This window comes from Testudinibacter sp. P80/BLE/0925, assembly GCF_053570785.1.
This window is the reverse complement of the sequence record NZ_CM131636.1, coordinates 1,494,469-1,512,585: the sequence shown is the minus strand read 5'-3', so window position 1 is coordinate 1,512,585 and position 18,117 is coordinate 1,494,469. Positions and strand designations below refer to the sequence as shown.

The window sequence follows — 18,117 nt, the reverse complement described above, 5'->3', positions numbered from 1 at the left end:
TTTTTAATGTTTAACCCAATCCTGCGCCTCGCCGCTAATGCTGCTGTCGAGGGCAAAATCGGCGGTGTCCGAGGCAATGGCTTTTTCTTCGTTCGCCCATTCGCCCAGATCAATTAATTGGCAACGTTTGCTGCAAAACGGACGAAACGGGCTGTTTTCACTCCATTCCACCGATTTATAGCAAATCGGGCAAGGGACGCTGGTGATCTCATTTTTCATGTTCTGTTCCTAATGTTAAATATAACTGATGTAATTCCTGTACTTGGCGGCGCAAATCCGCTTCGGCTTCGGGCAAGGTGCGGTCATTGTTAATCACATCATCGGCGTGCGCCAAGCGTTGTGCGCGGCTGACTTGCGCCTGCATAATCTTTTCAATCTGGGTGCGATTGCTGTTATCGCGCGCAACCGCTCGTTGCAGTTGGGTCTCTGCGCTGACATCAATCACCAGCACCCGATTGCAATACGCGGTCAGGTGGTTTTCAATCAACAACGGCACAACCCACAACACATAAAGTGCGGTCTGCTCCGCCAACTGCGCCAACATTCGCTCGCGAATGGCGGGGTGTAACAACGCATTTAACCACTCGGTTTTCTGTTTGTCATTAAACACAATCCGGCGCAACGCGGCACGATCCAGCTCGCCTTGCGCGGTTATCACCTGCCCGCCAAAATACGCCGCGATCTGCGCCAAGTGCGGTGAACCTTTCTCCACCACCTCGCGCGCCACCACATCGGCATCGATAATCGGCACGCCCAACTCGGCAAACAGATTGGCAACCGTGCTTTTACCGCTGCCAATGCCGCCGGTTAAGCCTATGATATAGGTCATTTGCTATTCCTAACGTTTCTCTGCTATTTTATACACTTCTGCGCCTTCACGTTTACCAATCGACAAGACCAGCACCGTAATCGTATTATCATTCACTTCATACACCAAACGATAACCTGAAGTGCGCAATTTAATTTTGTAACGTGCTGAATAACCAGATAACTTATCGCTCATAATATGCGGTGCGATAAGTCTCTCCGCCAGTTTCTTTTTGAATTGCGCTTTCACCGCCTCACCCAGTTTACGCCACTCTTTTAACGCACGTTTATCAAAGGTTAATTCATAGCTCATCAAGCGAAACCTTCACGGCATCTAATGTGCGCAAACGTTCATCGGCAATTCGGTTTAGTTTCTTATCTTCCAGCATCTCTTGAAAATATTCAAATAATGCAGGCGTTACGCAATAAAATGCCGGTTCGTTGCGGTTTAAAATCGCAATCGCACCGCTATCACTCGCCGCCACCGTTCCCATCGGATTTTTTTTGAGATCGGTAATACTGGCAACAGTATTGGTTAAAATTTGATGTACCGCCATCTTTTCCTCCTCGTTATTTCAACACCAATATAGCACCAATAAAAATCTTTTAAAAATACTTTAAACCGCACTTTTGATATAAAAAAACCTGCTGTCAATGACAGCAGGTTCGATTTCAATCCAAAATAGGAACTACAACGCTTTCAAAATATCGTCCACGCGTTCTTTGGCATCGCCGAACAACATTTGGGTGTTGTCTTTGAAGAACAATGGGTTTTGCACGCCGGCATAGCCCACTGCCATGGAACGTTTGAAGACGATCACGTTTTGCGCTTTCCATACTTCCAGAACCGGCATGCCGGCAATCGGGCTGTTAGGATCGTCTAACGCCGCCGGATTGACGGTGTCGTTGGCACCGATCACCAACACGACATCGGTTTCCGGGAAATCTTCATTGATTTCGTCCATTTCCAACACCACGTCATACGGCACTTTCGCTTCGGCTAATAATACGTTCATATGACCCGGCAAACGCCCGGCAACCGGGTGGATACCGAAACGCACGTTCACGCCTTTATCACGTAATTTTTGCGTGATTTCCGCCACCGGATATTGCGCTTGCGCCACCGCCATGCCGTATCCCGGCGTGATGATGACCGAGCTGGCGTTTTTCAGCATTTCCGCCACTTCTTCGGCGTTGGTTTCGCGGTGTTCGCCTTGCTCTTCGTCTGAGCTCACTTGCACATCGTTACCAAAACCACCGGCGATCACGCTGATAAAAGAGCGGTTCATCGCTTTACACATAATGTAAGACAGAATCGCACCGGAAGAACCGACCAACGCGCCGGTAACGATTAACAGGTCATTATTCAACATGAAACCTGCCGCCGCTGCCGCCCAACCGGAATAGGAGTTCAGCATGGAAACCACCACCGGCATATCCGCGCCGCCGATGGAAGCCACCAAATGCCAACCGAACGCTAATGCGATAATCGTCATCAGAATTAACGGGAATAAGCTGGCGTCACCGACAAAGGTGATCATCAACAACACCGATACCACCACCGCAGCCAGATTCAATTTATGACGGTGTGGCAAGGTAAGGGCTTTCGAGTTGATGATTCCGCGCAATTTACCGAACGCCACAATCGAACCGGTGAAGGTCACCGCACCGATAAAGATCCCTAAAAAGACTTCGACATCGTGGATATTCTGCATGACAGAATCCATCACGCCGTGCGGGGCGAAATAGCTGTTGAAGCCGACCAAGACCGCCGCCAAACCAACGAAGCTGTGCAAAATCGCCACTAATTCCGGCATTTCGGTCATTTCGACTTTCAACGCGCGTTGGATGCCCAACACCGCACCGATGACCATCGCAATGATGATCCACCAATGCCCTTGGGTTTCCGGTCCGAAAATGGTTGCCACCAACGCAATCGCCATACCGACGATGCCGTACCAACAACCTGCTTTTGCCGTTTCATGTTTAGAAAGGCCTGCCAAACTCATAATAAACAGTAGCGCAGCTACAATATAAGCGGCTTGTACAAAACCTGCTGACATTCTTCTCTCCTTAACCTTTTCTGAACATGGCTAGCATACGCTGTGTGACTTTGAAGCCGCCAAAAATATTGATACTGGCAACCAGCACCGCAATAAACGACAGGAATGTCACCACGCCGTTGCCGTGCCCGATTTGCAATAATGCGCCGACAATAATAATCCCGGAAATCGCATTGGTGACCGCCATCAGTGGCGTATGCAACGCATGGCTGACATTCCACACCACATAATAGCCGACCACACACGCCAACACGAACACCGTGAAGTGCGACAGGAACGCCGCCGGCGCAACCGAAGCCAACCACAAGAAGGCGATTGCCGCCCCTGCCATCACGCCGTATTTCACGGCCGGATTGACCGGTTTTTCTTCTTTTTTCGCCACCGGTGCCGCGGTGGCTTTTTGTTGCGGCTGTGCTGAGACTTGAATCGGCGGGGCAGGCCATGTCACTTCGCCGTCGCGTACAATGGTCACGCCGCGCAAAATCACATCGTCAAAGTCGATATTGATGTTGCCGTCTTTCTCTTTGCACAACAGTTTCAGTAAATTGACTAGGTTTGTACCGTACAATTGCGACGATTGGGTCGGCAAACGGCTCGGCAAGTCGGTGTAACCGATAATTTTCACTTGGTTGTCGGTGGTGACCACTTCGCCGGCTTTGGTTAGTTCGCAGTTGCCGCCGGTCGCCGCCGCCAAATCGACGATCACGCTGCCCGGTTTCATTGATTCAACCATTTCTTTGGTAATCAAACGCGGTGCAGGTTTGCCCGGGATAAGTGCGGTGGTGATGATAATATCCACCTCTTTCGCTTGCTCGGCATACAGCGCCAACGCACGACGGTTGAATTCGTCGGACATCACTTTGGCGTAACCGTCGCCGCTGCCGCCTTCTTCTTTGAAGTCGATTTCAAGGAATGACGCGCCCATGCTTTGTACTTGCTCTTTCACTTCCGGACGGGAGTCGAACGCGCGCACGATTGCGCCCAAGCTGTTTGCCGCGCCGATTGCCGCCAAACCGGCAACCCCGGCGCCGATCACCAACACTTTCGCCGGCGGCACTTTGCCTGCGGCGGTGATTTGTCCGGTGAAGAAGCTGCCGAATTCGTGCGCCGCTTCCACCACCGCACGATACCCGGCGATATTCGCCATGGAGCTTAACGCGTCTAATGCTTGCGCGCGCGAGATACGCGGGACGGATTCCATGCCCAACACATTGATTTTTTTCGCTGACAGTTTTTCGACTAATTCCGGGTTTTGCGCAGGCCAGATAAAGCTGACTAACGTCGCCCCCGGTTTAATCTGTGCAATTTCATCATCGGTTGGCGCATTGACTTTGAAAATAATATCGGCATTCCAAACGTCACTTGCCGTGCCGACGGTGGCGCCGGCTTCGGTAAATGCCTCATCTTCAAAGCTGGCTTTAAAACCGGCATTATGTTCCACAACAACCTCAAACCCCAGCTTTAAAATCTGCTGTACGGTTTTCGGTGTTGCCGCTACCCGACTTTCATTGTCAAGCAGTTCTCTAGGTACACCAATTCGCATAATCGTTAACTTCCTTAATTGGCTGGTTAAAAAAGTTTGGGCATGCAACTGCCCAATCCCAAAAGCGCAGACTGACTCCAATCTTTGCCACAATCATTGCCGCGACCGCACTTGCCGAGCGGCAAAAATCAAATCGGTTTAACTTTATCACTACTGGCGCGAAAAATGGAAAGTTTTTTTATAAAAAATCACATTGAATCGCTTACTGATTTAACCCGATCAACAAATCGAATTGCGCATGACATCAACGGCGGTTTATGCGGCAAAATCCCGCCTCGAATCCTTGATTAATGTCTTTAAAATGACTATTATTGAGATATTCTTTACAATCAAACCGATATATCTTCTTCCACTCGAACACTAAGCAAAGGGCGTTGTTATGAAAAAAATGCTACTTCCACTGCTCGGCTCTGCGGTTTTGTTGAGCGCCTGTACCCCATTGTTTAACAACGGCGGTTGGAACCCCGACTTGAAACAACTGAAAGGACAGCATATTTCGGTGGTGCGTGATCGGATTAACAACTGGGCAGACGTTGAAACCGGTATGTTCGGCAATAAATATTTTCTCTACCGCGCTTGCCCTTATTCCGGGCGCGATATGGTGTCAACCAACTATTGGGGCGTCGAAGTCGGTAGACAGCCGATTTATAACTGCGGTGAAAGCTATTTCACCACCAATAAAGACGGCGTAATTACCGATTATCTCGAAGTCGGCTACACCCCGAATACCAACTACCAACAATATTTCCGTGATCTGATTGTGATTAAGAAATAGTGGGCGATCAGATTATGCTTAAAACAATCTCGTTATTCATCTTCGGTTTATTATTTACGTCTGCGATCGCGTTGGCACAACAACCGATTATGCCGGAAAAATTACTGGCGCAAGCGATGAATCTGGTCGAAAAAGGGCAATATGATCAAGCCCTCAATCTGGCTAAACCTTATGCCGAACAAGGCGATCGCGAAGCGGAAAACCTGTTGGGTTATCTTTATCAAGAAGCCTACAACAACCCTGTTGAAGCGATTAAATGGAATAAACGCGCCGCCGCGCAAGGACACGATGTCGCGCAATTTAATTTAGGGCTGAATTACCTGAATATTTATGACTATTCTTCAGCCCGCAAATGGTTTGAAAAATCGGCAGCACAGGGACATATCGCGCCGCCGCTCACCTCGTTGGGTTTGTTGTATTACTATGGTGACGGTGTTGATCGCGACTATGTCAAAGCGGCAGATTATTTTAAGCGCGCGGTTGATCGTGGCGATGCACGCGGCAGCTATTATTTGGCGCTCTGCTATTTAAACAGCCACGGCGTTAAACAAAATTTGGCAGAAGCCAAACGGTTATTGCTGGCAGCTCAAAAAGCCGGCATTCCGAATGCCGCTAAAAAACTCGCCGAATTAGGCTGGTAGTCAACATCATCAAAGTGCGGTTAACCGCACTTTTTGTTATCCTATACTTTTTATTATCCAATATTAAGATAAACATCATTATGCAACTACCGCCGTTACAATCCGCCACCTTAATCCGCCGTTATAAACGCTTTCTCGCCGATATCGAGTTGCCGAACGGTGAAGTTATCACCATTCACTGCGCCAACACCGGCGCGATGACCGGTTGCGGCGAGGCGGGCGACACGGTGTGGTATTCCACCTCTGATAACCTGAAACGCAAATATCGCCACTCATGGGAGCTGACTGAAAAAGCCAACGGTGAGTTGGTGTGCGTCAATACCGCGCGCGCCAATCAGTTGGTACATGAAGCGTTACAGCAAGGAAAAATTGCGGAGTTAGCGCAATACCAACGGATTAAACCGGAAGTGAAATACGGTGAAGAAAACAGCCGGATTGATTTTTTATTACAAACAAACGAGCCGCAAACCGCACTTGCCGATTGTTATGTCGAGGTGAAATCAACCACGCTGGTCGAAAGTGCGGTCGGCATGTTCCCCGATGCCAAAACCGAACGGGGACAAAAGCATTTGCGCGAATTAATCCAAGTGCAACAACAGGGGCAAAGTGCGGTGATTTTTTTCGCCGCCCTGCACAGCGCGATTCAATCGTTCCGTGCCGCCGAGCAGATTGACCCGAAATATGCCGCGCTGCTGCGCCAAGCACAAAAGTGCGGTGTCGAGGTGCTGAGCTACGCTTGCACGTTTCATCAAGAAAATGGCGTGCCGACCGCACTTGAACTGACACAGCGTATTCCGATCATTGATATGTAAAACAATGTAATATTGCTTTCACAAATTAATGATAACCATTATCATTTAAATCACTAGATAACATGAATAAATCTAGATAATCACTCCAACATTTTATGCCTCTCCCCACAAGAGGCTTTTTTTTTGCTTAAAATTTGATGGACCAATCAACAACACGCCAACATTTTATGCCCCTATGCCGATTTACCCACAAGAAGTTTTTGCCTGAAATTTAACCTGCCCGAATCCTAGACAAATTTTATAAAAAGTGTTTAACTAACTCAATTTTAAAAAAATGAGTTAGTCAATATGAGAATATCCAAACCGAAGCCATTGATTGAGTTAATGCCGTTTTTCAGAAGTATCAATATAGAAGATTGGCTCGCATTGCCAAAATTTAACGCCACCGATGAAAAAGGGCGGTATCTGCATTGGGATAAATTCAAGCGAATTTATCCGAAAAATAGCGAACTAGGTTGGCTTGCAACAAAAATGAGCCGCAATTCCCTGATGAGTGTTATCCCTATCGGTAACCTTACCTTTTCTTTTTGCGTCCCAAATTCCTTGCAATCACTGTTGCATTACATTGATAAAAATAGTGGCGGAAGCGTCAGGACAAACAATTTAACCGGCTTGAGTAAATCCGAACAAAATCATTTTTTATTAAAGTCATTGATTATGGAAGAGGCAATCACTTCGGCTCAACTTGAAGGTGCAGTAACCACCAGAAAAGTGGCGAAAGAGATGCTAGAAACGGAAAGAACACCCAAAAACAAAGATGAAATGATGATTTTGAATAATTATTATTTAATGCAAGAAGCAATAAACTTAAAATATGAACCATTATCCGTCAGCATGATTTTAAAATTGCACCGTATAGCGACAGAGAATGCCATAGAAAATAATGCAATTCCCGGCGAATTCAGAAGCGATGATGAAGTTTATATTGCCGATTATGATGGCAACATCATACATCAGCCACCGCCACATAACGAACTGATCGCATTAATGAATAATTTTTGTGAATTCGCAAACGCTAGTCATAATGGCGAAAATACGTTATTCATTCACCCTGTTATCAAAGCGATTATTTTACATTTTTTGATCGGTTATATACACCCTTTCGGCGATGGCAACGGCAGAACAGCAAGAGCATTGTTTTATTGGTTTATGTTAAAAAATGGCTATTGGCTATTTGAGTATATTTCCATTAGTAGGTTGCTTAAAAATGCAGCGAAATCTTATGCCAAAGCGTATATCTACACTGAAACCGACGAATTAGATATGACCTATTTTCTGTATTACCAAGCGGAAATCATCAAGCGCGCTATCAATGATTTAGAAAAATACGTCAATGATAAACAAAGCAGCTTCAAAGAGTTCAGCGCAATTATTTCACGCTATACTGAGAAAGAAACGCTAAACCATAGACAAATACAAATACTACAAAAAGCCGTAAAAGAAACCGGACATATTTTCACTGCCAAAGAAATTAGTAACGAGTATGGAATATCAGAAAATACCGCAAGAAAAGATTTAAATACCTTACTCAACCTAAAATTATTCGGCAGTTTAAAAGCAGGACAGACGATCGGCTATATATCTCCGAATGATTTGCTTGAACGGTTAAAAGACAAAAACCGCTGATAACCCAGCGGTCTTATATCATCTGACACCACTGCCAAAGAAACAAGCTTTAACAGGTTCGCCCCTTTCTCGCCGTATAAATCCACAACGACAAAATTCAAGTCTTGGCTTTTGCCAATTTCTCAGGATTAACCCTTTCTATTTGCATTTTTATGCTTATAATAATCCGTTTATTCTTTATCAATAGCCAATCACATTTGAGAACATTATGACTGAGTTAAATACTGTGCTCGCCGAGCTGAAACGCGGTGTCGAAGAAGTGCTTTCCGAAGCGGATTTAATTGAAAAACTGAAAGAAAATCGTCCGTTACGCATTAAGTTGGGGGCTGATCCGACTGCGCCGGATATTCACTTGGGACATACCGTGGTGTTAAATAAATTACGCCAATTCCAACAGCTAGGGCACGAAGTCTATTTCTTGATCGGTGATTTCACCGGTATGGTCGGCGATCCGTCCGGCAAAAACACCACCCGCCCGCCATTAACGCGCGAAGACGTGCTTGCCAATGCGGAAACCTACAAACAGCAAATTTTCAAAATTCTTGATCCGCAAAAAACCAAAATCGTGTTCAATTCCGATTGGTTAGGGCAATTGGGCACGGAAGGCATGATCCGCCTTGCCTCGAATTATACCGTGGCGCGGATGTTAGAACGTGATGATTTCAAAAAACGTTTCACCAACAACCAACCGATTGCGATTCATGAATTTATCTATCCGTTGCTGCAAGGGCACGATTCGGTGGCGTTACAAGCGGACGTGGAATTGGGCGGCACAGACCAAAAATTCAACCTGCTTGTCGGGCGCGAATTACAAAAATCCGCCGGACAAAAACCACAAGTCGCAATCACCTTACCATTATTGGAAGGCTTAGACGGTGAGAAAAAAATGTCGAAATCCCTCGGCAACTACATCGGTATCAGCGAAGCGCCGGACGAGATGTTCGGCAAAGTGATGTCGATCTCCGATGAGTTAATGTGGCGCTGGTATGATCTGCTCTCTTTCCGCCCGCTCAGCGAAATCGCCCAATTCAAACAAGACGTCGCCAACGGCAAAAATCCGCGCGATCTAAAAGTCTTATTAGCAAAAGAGATTATCGCCCGTTTCCACAGCGAAGCCGACGCTGACGCGGCGGAACAAACCTTTATCAACCGTTTCCAAAAAGGCGCAATGCCGGACGAAATGCCGGAATTTGAATTCCAAGGCGAAATCGGTTTGGCAAACTTATTAAAAGAAGCCGGCTTAGTCGCCTCCACCTCCGAAGCCAATCGCATGGTGCAACAAGGCGGTGTGAAAATCGACGGTGAAAAAGTGGAAGACGCTAAATTGGTGATCAGTGCCTCAAGTGCGGTTTACCAAGTCGGTAAGCGCAAATTTGCCCGCGTGACCGTGCGTTAATCATCTCCGATATTCATTAAACGGCAGCCTCGAACACCTGACGGCTGCCCTTTTCCTTTCATTTGAAGTTTCAACTCTATTTCAAAAATATATTTTTATATTAAAATACGCTAAACTTACGCTTATTTTGCTATCCTGATCACGATTTATTCCATAAATTAGGAGTCTATATGAAAAAAATTGCATTTAAATCTTCTATCTTAGCCCTAGTCTTGTTATTTGCGGCAGGTTGCTCTAATATGACGACCAGGCAAAAAAATACTGCAATTGGCGCAGCTGTCGGTGGCGTTGCGGGGAATGTCATTGGTAACAGCACCGGCGCAACTTTAGGTGGTGCGGCGTTAGGCGGCGTTATCGGCAGCCAAATCGACTAAGACTGACAGGCGGGTTTAAGCCCGCCTTAAACGCCTCTAAACCCACGTTAATAACCACCAACCTTACTTTTCTTTTAATCGGAGTTAATAATGAAAAAATAGAAAAATACCAACCGATGGTCAAAGTTGACGCTTATATGATTCCTGCAAGCGAAGCCGAGCAATACATCGCCGACCGCACTTTAGCCGCCCAACGCCTCGAGCAAGCCATGCTCACCTTCTGCGAGCGTATCGAATACGGTGGAAAAGGCTCGCAAGACGGCGAATTTATCACCGGTATTGATAAAAACGGCGAATACATCGTACTCATGCACCTCAGCCCGGAAGAAGTGGACATGGTGAAAAGCTGTAAAACCGAAGCGGAATTGGTGGCGCTACTGAAAGCGCAATAATTTTCTCCCCATTTCTTTACGCCATATGCTAAATTGACCATACTTTTATTGTCTTTTTAGGATTTCTATGTCGTCACAAAAAATGGCGCTCGAGCCGTCTTATCCTACTGAAAAATTCCAGGCTTTGTTGCAAGCTGCCGATGTGGCTTTGTTAGACAAAAGCGAATTTGCGCAACAGCTTCAAACCGCACTTTCCCTTTCGGATTTTATGAGCGATGTGTTGCACAAACAACCGCACTTAGTCGCGCAATGGGCGCAGCAGCCGCCGTCGTTGCAAAGTTGTGCGGATTATCCCGCACGTTTGCAAGCGGAATTAGCCCGCGTCGAAACCGAAGAACAGCTTTATGCGCTGTTGCGCCGCTTTCGCAATCGGGAAATGGCGGCGTTGAGTTTTTGTCAAAGTTTGAATTTGATGACGGTGGAGCAGAACTTTACCGCACTTTCGCAGTTGGCGGAAAGTCTGATTGTGGCGACGCGCGATTGGCTCTATCCGAAAATCTGTCAGGAATTGGGCACGCCGATGAACAAGTGCGGTCAGCCGCAGCCATTACTGATTTTGGGCATGGGCAAACTGGGCGGGTTCGAGCTGAATTTTTCCTCCGATATTGATCTGATTTTCACCTACCCCGAAAAAGGCGAAACCGTCGGCGCGCGGCGCAGTGTCGATAATTCGCAGTTTTTTATCCGCTTGGCGCAACGGATTATCAAAGCCTTGGATCAACACACCATCGACGGCTTTGTCTATCGCACCGATATGCGCCTGCGCCCGTTTGGCGATGCCGGGGCGTTGGCGTTGAGCTTTGCCGCGATGGAGGATTACTATCAGGAACAGGGACGCGATTGGGAGCGCTATGCGATGATTAAAGCGCGTCTGATGGGCGAGGACGACAGCAATCCCTATCACCAACAACTGAAAACCATGCTGAAGCCGTTTATTTACCGCCGTTACATTGATTTCAGCGTGATCCAATCGTTGCGCGACATGAAAGCGATGATCGAGCGCGAAATCCGTCGCCGTGGCTTGCTGGACAACATCAAATTGGGCGCAGGCGGCATTCGCGAAGTGGAGTTTATCGTACAAGTGTTCCAACTGATTCGCGGCGGGCGCGAACCGGATTTGCAACATCGTTCCTTACTCAAAATCCTACCGCACTTGGTCGAACTGAATTTGCTTGAAGCACAAGAAGAACAAGCCTTGCGCACCGCCTATCTGTTTTTGCGCCGGGTGGAAAACGTGCTACAGGCGATCAACGATCAGCAAACCCAACTGTTACCGCAAAACGAACGGGATAAAGTGCGGTTAGTGATCGCCTGCCGCCAATTTACCGTGTTGAATGCACAAGGCGAAACGCAACAGCTTAATTACCCGATTGAAGATTGGAACGGTTTTTATCGCGTGTTGCAACAGCAGCAACACAGTGTGCGCCATGTGTTCAAGCAGTTGATCGGCGATGAAAACGAAAGTCAGGAAGAACAAAACAACGACTCGATTTGGAACGATTTTTTGCATTTCGGCGACAATGCGGATTATCTCAGCAATAACTTGCAAAGCTATTCATTCAGCCACGCGTTACAACAAAGCTTGCAGCAAACGCTGGCGCAATTTTACCGCGACACGCAACGCCGTCATATCGGGCAACGCGGGCGCGAGGTGCTGAACAAACTAATGCCGCGCCTGCTGGATAAACTGTTCGCCCATGCGCAGGTTGAAAGCGTCTTGCCGAAAATTTTGAATATCCTCAACAAAATCGTCACCCGCACCACCTATTTGGAATTGCTGTTGGAACACCCGTCGGCGTTGGCAATGCTAATCCGCCTCAGTGCCGCGTCGCCGATGATCGCCGAACAGGTCGCCAATTATCCGATTTTGCTTGATGAATTGTTAGATCACAAAACCCTGTTTAATCCGCCGCCGTTCAGCGACTATCGCAACACGCTGAAGGAGTACCTGCTGCGCATTCCGCAAGAGGACGAGGAACAACAAATCGACGCCCTGCGCCAATTCAAACAAGCCACCCTGCTGCGCACCGCCGCCGCCGATATTTTAGAGGTGCTGCCGGTGATGAAAGTCAGCGATCATCTCACTTATCTGGCGGAAGCGATTATCAGCGCCGTGGTCAATCTGGCATGGCAACAGACCGTACAACGGTTCGGCACGCCACAGCATTTGCGGGACGGACAGAAAAACTTTTTAGTGATTGCCTACGGCAAACTGGGCGGAATTGAGCTGGGCTATAATTCCGATTTGGATTTGGTGTTTTTATACGACGCGCCGCCGAACAGCCAAACCGTCGGCGGCAAGCGTAGTATCGACGGTAGCCAGTTTTATCTGCGACTGGCGCAAAAAATCATCAGCATTTTCAGTATCAATACCCGTGCCGGCGTGTTGTACGAAGTGGATATGCGCCTGCGTCCGTCGGGGGCTGCCGGTTTGCTGGTCAGCAGTATCGCCGCATTCGAACAATATCAGCAACAAGAGGCGTGGACCTGGGAACGACAAGCGTTGGTGCGTGCCCGTGCGATTTACGGCGAAACCGCACTTCGCCGGCAATTCGAGCAGATTCGTGCCGATGTGCTTGCCACCCCGCGCGATCTTACGCTGCTGAAAACAGAGGTGCGTGAAATGCGTGAAAAAATGTATCGGCACCTCGCCCAAACCCAAAACGGCTTATTTAATATTAAAACCGATCCGGGCGGGATCACCGATATTGAGTTTATCGCACAATATTTGGTGCTGGCGCACACCCCGACTCACCCTGAGTTGAGCCGTTGGTCGGATAACGTGCGCATTTTCGACAGCATGGCGGAGGCGGGCGTGTTAAGTGCGGTACAAACCAAACAATTAAAGCGCTGTTATGTCGATTTACGCAATGAAATTCACCATTTAAACCTGATCGGTAAAAAATCGATTGTCAGCGAGGCGCAATTTAGTGTAGAAAGGGCGTTTGTCAGAGAAATGTGGCAAATGCTGTTTGCCAACTAAACCATAACCCCAATAAACTGACCGCACTTTTGCCATGGCAAACGGGAAAAGTGTGGTCGGCAAAGAACGGATTTACTTATTTTGCTTGCTTAATCTGATTAAAAATGCAAAATAATAACATATTTATTCAATAATCAGTTTAGATAGGACGATTATGATACGCGATACCGAATTAGTCGAATGGTTCAGAGAATCCACGCCTTACGTCAGCCTGCACCGTGATAAAACCTTTGTGATTATGCTCGACGGCGATACCATCGCTTCAAAAAACTTCATTAATATTATCAATGATATTAGTCTATTACATAGTTTAGGTATCAAGCTGGTGGTGGTGTTCGGCGTGCGTCATCAAATCAACGAAATCTTGCAAGCGCATAATATCGATCCTGTCTATCATAAAAATATTCGCGTCACCGATGTCGAAACCTTAGAGTTGGTGAAGCAGGTGGTCGGCAAGCTGCAATTCGACATCAGCGCCCGTCTGTCGGTGCGCACCTTTAACGCCGGCAATCACAGCAATAACAGTATCAATGTGGTTAGCGGCAATTTTGTGATCGCCCAACCGATTGGGGTTGATGACGGTGTGGATTATCTGTTGAGCGGCAAAATCCGTCGCATTGATATCAAAGCGATTAAGCAACAGTTGGATAACGACGCGATTGTGTTGCTCGGCCCAATCGGCGCGTCGGTGACCGGTGAAAATTTCAATATGCCGTTTGAAGATATTGCCACCCAAGTGGCGATTAAACTGAATGCGGAAAAACTGATCGGCTTTTGTGCCGATGACGGTATTCGTGATGAAAACGGCGAGATTATCGCCGATTTATTCCCGCAACGTGCCGCGGTTCATCTGCATGAGTTAATCGAAAACGGGCATTATCACAGCTCGCAAGCGCGCTTTTTACAAGCGGCGATTGATGTCAGCCGTGCCGGAATTAAGCGTTCCCACCTACTGAATTACGAAGAGGACGGCACGTTGTTGCAAGAATTGTTCTCCCGTGACGGGATCGGAACACAGGTGTCGATGGAAAGTTCGGAAACCGTTCGCCTCGCCACCATTCAAGACATCGCCGGTTTGCTGGCTTTGATTCAACCGTTCGAACAACAAGGGATTTTGGTGAAACGCTCACGCGAACAGTTGGAGATGGAAATCGGCAACTACACCATTATCGAACGCGACGGCGTGGTGATCGCCTGTGCCGCCTTGAATGTGTATGCGGAAGAAAGCATGGCGGAAATGGCGTGTGTGGCGGTGCACCCGGATTACCGCAATTCCTCGCGCGGCGATATCCTGTTGGAAGAATTACAAAAACGCGCCCGCAAATTGAAAATCAAACAACTGTTTGTGCTGACCACCCGCACCGTGCATTGGTTCCAAGAACGCGGCTTCAAAATCGCCGAGGTGGACGACTTGCCGAAAGACAAACGCGAACACTACAACTATCAGCGCAAATCCAAGATTTTGATTCAAAATTTGCAGGAAGGTGAACATCACCGCAGTGAGCGCAGCTAACGTGTTTTTACACCGACATCCCTATCCGCCTTTTATCCCGGCAACTGCCGACAAGCTGATTGTCGGCACGCTGCCGCCGCCACGCTTTTCACAAGGCTTGCTCAAACCCGATGATGTGGATTTTTGCTACGGCAGCCGCGACGGGCAGCTTTGGTTAATCTTGGGAAAAATTTTCGCCATTGATTTTCTGTTTGAAAACAGTGAAAGTGCGGTTGAGCAGCGTAAGCATTTTTTAATTCAACATAACATCGGCATTTGCGATATGGTCGAACAATGCCGCCGCGTCAAGATTGACGCTTCCGATTCGGGAATGCAACAGATCAAACTGCGCCCGTTGCTGGATTATTTACGCGACAACCCGCGGATCAACACTCTGCTGTTCACCGGCGGCAACAGCAAAAACGGCCCGGAATATCTGTTTCGTCAGCATTTAAAAAGCGCAGGTTTACACCTTAAGTTGGTTGATGACAGCGTGCCGCGCATTCATCAATTTGACTGGCAAAACCGCACTTTGACTACAGTTTCCCTCACCGCCCCCTCCGGCGCGGCAAACCGTGCGGTCGGCAGCATGGCGGAATATAAACGCTTGAAAGCAGAAAATCCCGAATTCAATACGCTTGATTTCAGGGTGCGGCAATATGCTCGTTTTTTTAAGACAAAATAGACAAAGCGCGGCTCAGACCAGCAGAACCTAAACAATAGAAAGGTAAGTGTGGTTAATTAAAAGTGCGGTCAAACAAGCAAAGACTATTTTTTCAGCAGCCGCAATTCTTCTTTTTCGCTGTTAAATACACGAATTTCAACCGGCGCTTTCCAAGTTTTATGTGAAATCGCAATCACACTGCCCCATTTGCCGATTTTTTCAAACGGACCTTTCACTGAATACTCGTTGACATCAGTTTCCGGTGAAAACAGTAAAAAAGTGCTGATCGGTGTGGATTTAATATCTTCCAAACCTAACAACGGCGTGTTAGGCAGCGCCCGATATTCGGGCGATTTTTTCTTTTTATATTTAGCCAACACTTTTTCATCGGCGCTTTCTTGAATAATCGCGTCAATAATCTTGGTTTCTTTCTCGCGTATTTTTTGATCGGCTTCGGATAACTGTTCTTCCGCTGCATTATCACTCGCCTCTACCGCACCGATCGTATCGCCTTTTTTCGTTTCAGGTAAGGTGACTTGGATATTGTTTTGCTGCGGCTGCTCGCCCCCGAAAACCATCGGTCCGATATATTGCCGCACAATCGGTTCTTTGCCGTCCGACAACACTAACAAAGTGCGGTTGCCAAGGGTATCAAACTGCACGGTATTGCCTTTTAATTGCCCGTTGACGGAGTCCAATAACGCTCTCAGCGTTTGCGTTTCCGCTTGTTTAATCACAATCGGCTGCGACGAATCGGCGTTATAAGACAAGTAGCCGACTTTCATTTGATCGGCAAGTTTTTGCAACAGGTAGCCGACCTCGCCATTATAATTCACCGCGATTTTGGCATTTTCATAATAGCGATAATCTTTGTCCTGTGCCGTGGCATTGAACGAAAACAACCCCAGCAACAATGCGCCCAGTGCCACGGTTTTTGATTTGAATAACTGCATAATATCCTCTTGTAATTGATTTGGTTAAAACTGAAAAGTTGGTCGTCCGACTTCTTCCTCGAAGCCGATAATTTGTTTAAACACATTGAGTAGTTCGGTTTTATTGTCCGCACGATAATAATTGGTTGCGCCGACACAATGTTTCCATGCGGCCTCTTGATCCGCACTTTGCGTATAACCGAATACCACAAATGCAATTCGGCTCGGTCTGACACGGAAACGCGGATCTTGCAGGCTATTCATCTGGTTGCGGATTTCGGTACACATTCCCTTTTCAATCAGCTTCTTGGTAATATTGCGATAATTATTTTCCCCCAAAGTATTTTCTCCGGTCATCTCGTCTTGTCCGTCGGATAAAATTAACAAAATCCGTTGGGTATTTTCCTTGATTTCATCGATATTCACATTGGTATTTTTGTCCATAACCAAATTAGCACCGATTAATGTTCCGGAGCTGACCAAAGTGGCACCGAAGGCAGACAACCGGCTAAACTCGGATTTCAACACCGCTTTATCCTTCACGCCAAACCATGCCTGCGTCGTATTGTGTTGACGGTTGTTAGACAAGCACCACCGCCCTTTCGGATAATGCAACGGATAGCGTTTTTGCTTGCCATCGAAAGAGCGAATACTGTTAATCGTTTTATCATAGTCAATATATCTCGGAAAATAATTTAAAAAGCCGCCAATATCTCCATTTCTAATTCTAGTGACAATCGCATTTGAACTTTGATCCGATGTTTCGCCATTCCGTCCGTAAAAAGGGATCACACAATTTCCAGTGTCGCCAAGCTGCTGCGCACCGACGGCAAAAGAAACAAAGCCCAACCGATTATACGGGCTGGCTTTTGCCGGATTAGTATCAAGCAAAATATCGGAAATTTCACTCATCACCGATTTTAAAATGGTTAATTTGCTTTCTTCCCTATGATAATAAGGCGTACGCCGTTCTGTGGTAATCCAGTTCATCGACGTAGACAAATCCGCCACCACCATCACATCCAACGGAATCACCGAAGCCTGTTTAATTGCCGCAATACCGCTGGAACTGATCCGCTCCTCTTTGGCAAAGGTGGTTTTGACATCATTTAAAAACAACCAAGACGGGCGTTTCACTTCGCCGTTTGCCCAGCACACAATCGGCGTATTGATAATATTGCCTTTGTCATCTTTCAATTGGCGGAAAGTGCAATCGTAATCGAAATCCTGAAAAAATTTCACATTCGGCATATAGGCGCGGATATAGCCTTTAATCAACTCTTGATCGCGCCGATGTACCTTGCTGTTGTTAAAGAAAAAGGCATCTTTGACTAACCGCTCCCCCTTAGTCGCATAATTCTCATCTAAACGGTGCTCATCATTACGGTTTAAATTATTCTCCGCCGCCAGCGCCATGGTGGCTTGTTCCATACTGTCGCCTAAACGGGCTTTATCCAGTAATAAACCGCTGCCATCCACCGCAAGTGCGGTGATCGCCAGCAATACAAAACTCAGCAGCCCGACCATAATCATATACACGCCGCGCTGATCCTGCCAAAAAATAGCAAGCTGTTGTTTTAACCAAGAGACCATTTTCATTAGTTAAACCTCCACTCG

18 protein-coding genes are annotated in these 18,117 nt (G+C 47.2%); 10 read left to right on the top strand and 8 right to left on the bottom strand.

The annotated features are described in order from the left end of the window. Nucleotides 1-3: 3 nt before the first annotated feature. The 6 genes from yacG to pntA all read right to left on the bottom strand — a co-directional run bounded on the left by yacG (nucleotide 4) and on the right by pntA (nucleotide 4,413). Nucleotides 4-219: a DNA gyrase inhibitor YacG gene (gene yacG / locus ACWA5Z_RS07375; protein ID WP_431051046.1), complete on the bottom strand. Its 216-nt coding sequence runs from the start codon at nucleotides 217-219 to the stop codon at nucleotides 4-6. Beyond that, nucleotides 209-829 carry a dephospho-CoA kinase gene (coaE, locus tag ACWA5Z_RS07370; RefSeq protein WP_431051044.1) on the bottom strand — a complete coding sequence of 207 codons (621 nt, stop codon included), beginning with the start codon at nucleotides 827-829 and terminating at the stop codon, nucleotides 209-211. Before coaE ends, yacG begins: the two co-directional genes overlap by 11 nt. A gap of 9 nt (nucleotides 830-838) precedes the next feature. Further along, a complete protein-coding gene (locus ACWA5Z_RS07365; RefSeq protein WP_431051043.1) occupies nucleotides 839-1,120 on the bottom strand; it encodes a type II toxin-antitoxin system RelE family toxin in 282 nt (93 codons plus the stop codon). After that, nucleotides 1,110-1,364, bottom strand: coding sequence for a type II toxin-antitoxin system Phd/YefM family antitoxin (locus ACWA5Z_RS07360; RefSeq protein ID WP_431051041.1), 255 nt, complete (start codon nucleotides 1,362-1,364; stop codon nucleotides 1,110-1,112). The genes ACWA5Z_RS07365 and ACWA5Z_RS07360 overlap by 11 nt, the downstream gene beginning before the upstream one ends. Nucleotides 1,365-1,496: 132 nt before the next feature. Further along, a complete protein-coding gene (gene pntB, locus ACWA5Z_RS07355) occupies nucleotides 1,497-2,870 on the bottom strand; it encodes a Re/Si-specific NAD(P)(+) transhydrogenase subunit beta (protein WP_431051039.1) in 1,374 nt (457 codons plus the stop codon). A gap of 10 nt (nucleotides 2,871-2,880) precedes the next feature. Further along, nucleotides 2,881-4,413 carry a Re/Si-specific NAD(P)(+) transhydrogenase subunit alpha gene (gene pntA, locus ACWA5Z_RS07350; RefSeq protein ID WP_431051037.1) on the bottom strand — a complete coding sequence of 511 codons (1,533 nt, stop codon included), beginning with the start codon at nucleotides 4,411-4,413 and terminating at the stop codon, nucleotides 2,881-2,883. Between the two features lie 379 nt (nucleotides 4,414-4,792). On the opposite strand from pntA, the gene ACWA5Z_RS07345 reads away from it, so the two are divergent. From ACWA5Z_RS07345 to ACWA5Z_RS07300, 10 genes are all read left to right on the top strand, one after another. Then, nucleotides 4,793-5,188, top strand: coding sequence for a hypothetical protein (locus ACWA5Z_RS07345; protein WP_431051035.1), 396 nt, complete (start codon nucleotides 4,793-4,795; stop codon nucleotides 5,186-5,188). 14 nt (nucleotides 5,189-5,202) lie between these two features. Then, complete coding sequence (locus tag ACWA5Z_RS07340; protein ID WP_431051033.1) at nucleotides 5,203-5,829, top strand: tetratricopeptide repeat protein; 627 nt, start codon at nucleotides 5,203-5,205, stop codon at nucleotides 5,827-5,829. A gap of 80 nt (nucleotides 5,830-5,909) precedes the next feature. After that, a complete protein-coding gene (gene sfsA / locus ACWA5Z_RS07335) occupies nucleotides 5,910-6,641 on the top strand; it encodes a DNA/RNA nuclease SfsA (RefSeq protein ID WP_431051032.1) in 732 nt (243 codons plus the stop codon). A 288-nt stretch (nucleotides 6,642-6,929) separates the two neighbouring features. After that, nucleotides 6,930-8,267: a Fic family protein gene (locus ACWA5Z_RS07330; protein ID WP_431051030.1), complete on the top strand. Its 1,338-nt coding sequence runs from the start codon at nucleotides 6,930-6,932 to the stop codon at nucleotides 8,265-8,267. 208 nt (nucleotides 8,268-8,475) lie between these two features. Further along, nucleotides 8,476-9,663 carry a tyrosine--tRNA ligase gene (tyrS, locus tag ACWA5Z_RS07325; RefSeq protein WP_431051028.1) on the top strand — a complete coding sequence of 396 codons (1,188 nt, stop codon included), beginning with the start codon at nucleotides 8,476-8,478 and terminating at the stop codon, nucleotides 9,661-9,663. A 170-nt stretch (nucleotides 9,664-9,833) separates the two neighbouring features. Further along, nucleotides 9,834-10,037 carry a glycine zipper 2TM domain-containing protein gene (locus ACWA5Z_RS07320; protein ID WP_431051026.1) on the top strand — a complete coding sequence of 68 codons (204 nt, stop codon included), beginning with the start codon at nucleotides 9,834-9,836 and terminating at the stop codon, nucleotides 10,035-10,037. Nucleotides 10,038-10,174: 137 nt separating this feature from the next. Further along, nucleotides 10,175-10,429, top strand: coding sequence for a hypothetical protein (locus ACWA5Z_RS07315; RefSeq protein ID WP_449343180.1), 255 nt, complete (start codon nucleotides 10,175-10,177; stop codon nucleotides 10,427-10,429). A 67-nt stretch (nucleotides 10,430-10,496) separates the two neighbouring features. Then, the gene (glnE, locus tag ACWA5Z_RS07310; protein ID WP_431051022.1) at nucleotides 10,497-13,412 is read left to right on the top strand and encodes a bifunctional [glutamate--ammonia ligase]-adenylyl-L-tyrosine phosphorylase/[glutamate--ammonia-ligase] adenylyltransferase; all 2,916 of its coding nucleotides are present in this window, start codon (nucleotides 10,497-10,499) and stop codon (nucleotides 13,410-13,412) included. Between the two features lie 157 nt (nucleotides 13,413-13,569). Beyond that, nucleotides 13,570-14,925 carry an amino-acid N-acetyltransferase gene (gene argA / locus ACWA5Z_RS07305; RefSeq protein WP_431054313.1) on the top strand — a complete coding sequence of 452 codons (1,356 nt, stop codon included), beginning with the start codon at nucleotides 13,570-13,572 and terminating at the stop codon, nucleotides 14,923-14,925. Continuing rightward, a complete protein-coding gene (locus ACWA5Z_RS07300) occupies nucleotides 14,897-15,589 on the top strand; it encodes a hypothetical protein (RefSeq protein WP_431051020.1) in 693 nt (230 codons plus the stop codon). Before argA ends, ACWA5Z_RS07300 begins: the two co-directional genes overlap by 29 nt. A gap of 83 nt (nucleotides 15,590-15,672) precedes the next feature. On the opposite strand, the gene ACWA5Z_RS07295 is transcribed toward ACWA5Z_RS07300, so the two are convergent. Beyond that, nucleotides 15,673-16,521, bottom strand: coding sequence for a hypothetical protein (locus ACWA5Z_RS07295; protein ID WP_431051018.1), 849 nt, complete (start codon nucleotides 16,519-16,521; stop codon nucleotides 15,673-15,675). A 24-nt stretch (nucleotides 16,522-16,545) separates the two neighbouring features. Then, a complete protein-coding gene (locus tag ACWA5Z_RS07290; protein WP_431051016.1) occupies nucleotides 16,546-18,099 on the bottom strand; it encodes a TadE/TadG family type IV pilus assembly protein in 1,554 nt (517 codons plus the stop codon). Nucleotides 18,100-18,117 lie beyond the last annotated feature (18 nt).

Bases quoted from the DNA above. Each gene is read 5' to 3' on its own strand.
- yacG (WP_431051046.1), bottom strand. From the start codon at position 219: ATGAAAAATGAGATCACCAGCGTCCCTTGCCCGATTTGCTATAAATCG.
- coaE (WP_431051044.1), bottom strand. From the start codon at position 829: ATGACCTATATCATAGGCTTAACCGGCGGCATTGGCAGCGGTAAAAGC.
- ACWA5Z_RS07365 (WP_431051043.1), bottom strand. From the start codon at position 1,120: ATGAGCTATGAATTAACCTTTGATAAACGTGCGTTAAAAGAGTGGCGT.
- ACWA5Z_RS07360 (WP_431051041.1), bottom strand. From the start codon at position 1,364: ATGGCGGTACATCAAATTTTAACCAATACTGTTGCCAGTATTACCGAT.
- pntB (WP_431051039.1), bottom strand. From the start codon at position 2,870: ATGTCAGCAGGTTTTGTACAAGCCGCTTATATTGTAGCTGCGCTACTG.
- pntA (WP_431051037.1), bottom strand. From the start codon at position 4,413: ATGCGAATTGGTGTACCTAGAGAACTGCTTGACAATGAAAGTCGGGTA.
- ACWA5Z_RS07345 (WP_431051035.1), top strand. From the start codon at position 4,793: ATGAAAAAAATGCTACTTCCACTGCTCGGCTCTGCGGTTTTGTTGAGC.
- ACWA5Z_RS07340 (WP_431051033.1), top strand. From the start codon at position 5,203: ATGCTTAAAACAATCTCGTTATTCATCTTCGGTTTATTATTTACGTCT.
- sfsA (WP_431051032.1), top strand. From the start codon at position 5,910: ATGCAACTACCGCCGTTACAATCCGCCACCTTAATCCGCCGTTATAAA.
- ACWA5Z_RS07330 (WP_431051030.1), top strand. From the start codon at position 6,930: ATGAGAATATCCAAACCGAAGCCATTGATTGAGTTAATGCCGTTTTTC.
- tyrS (WP_431051028.1), top strand. From the start codon at position 8,476: ATGACTGAGTTAAATACTGTGCTCGCCGAGCTGAAACGCGGTGTCGAA.
- ACWA5Z_RS07320 (WP_431051026.1), top strand. From the start codon at position 9,834: ATGAAAAAAATTGCATTTAAATCTTCTATCTTAGCCCTAGTCTTGTTA.
- ACWA5Z_RS07315 (WP_449343180.1), top strand. From the start codon at position 10,175: ATGATTCCTGCAAGCGAAGCCGAGCAATACATCGCCGACCGCACTTTA.
- glnE (WP_431051022.1), top strand. From the start codon at position 10,497: ATGTCGTCACAAAAAATGGCGCTCGAGCCGTCTTATCCTACTGAAAAA.
- ACWA5Z_RS07295 (WP_431051018.1), bottom strand. From the start codon at position 16,521: ATGCAGTTATTCAAATCAAAAACCGTGGCACTGGGCGCATTGTTGCTG.
- ACWA5Z_RS07290 (WP_431051016.1), bottom strand. From the start codon at position 18,099: ATGAAAATGGTCTCTTGGTTAAAACAACAGCTTGCTATTTTTTGGCAG.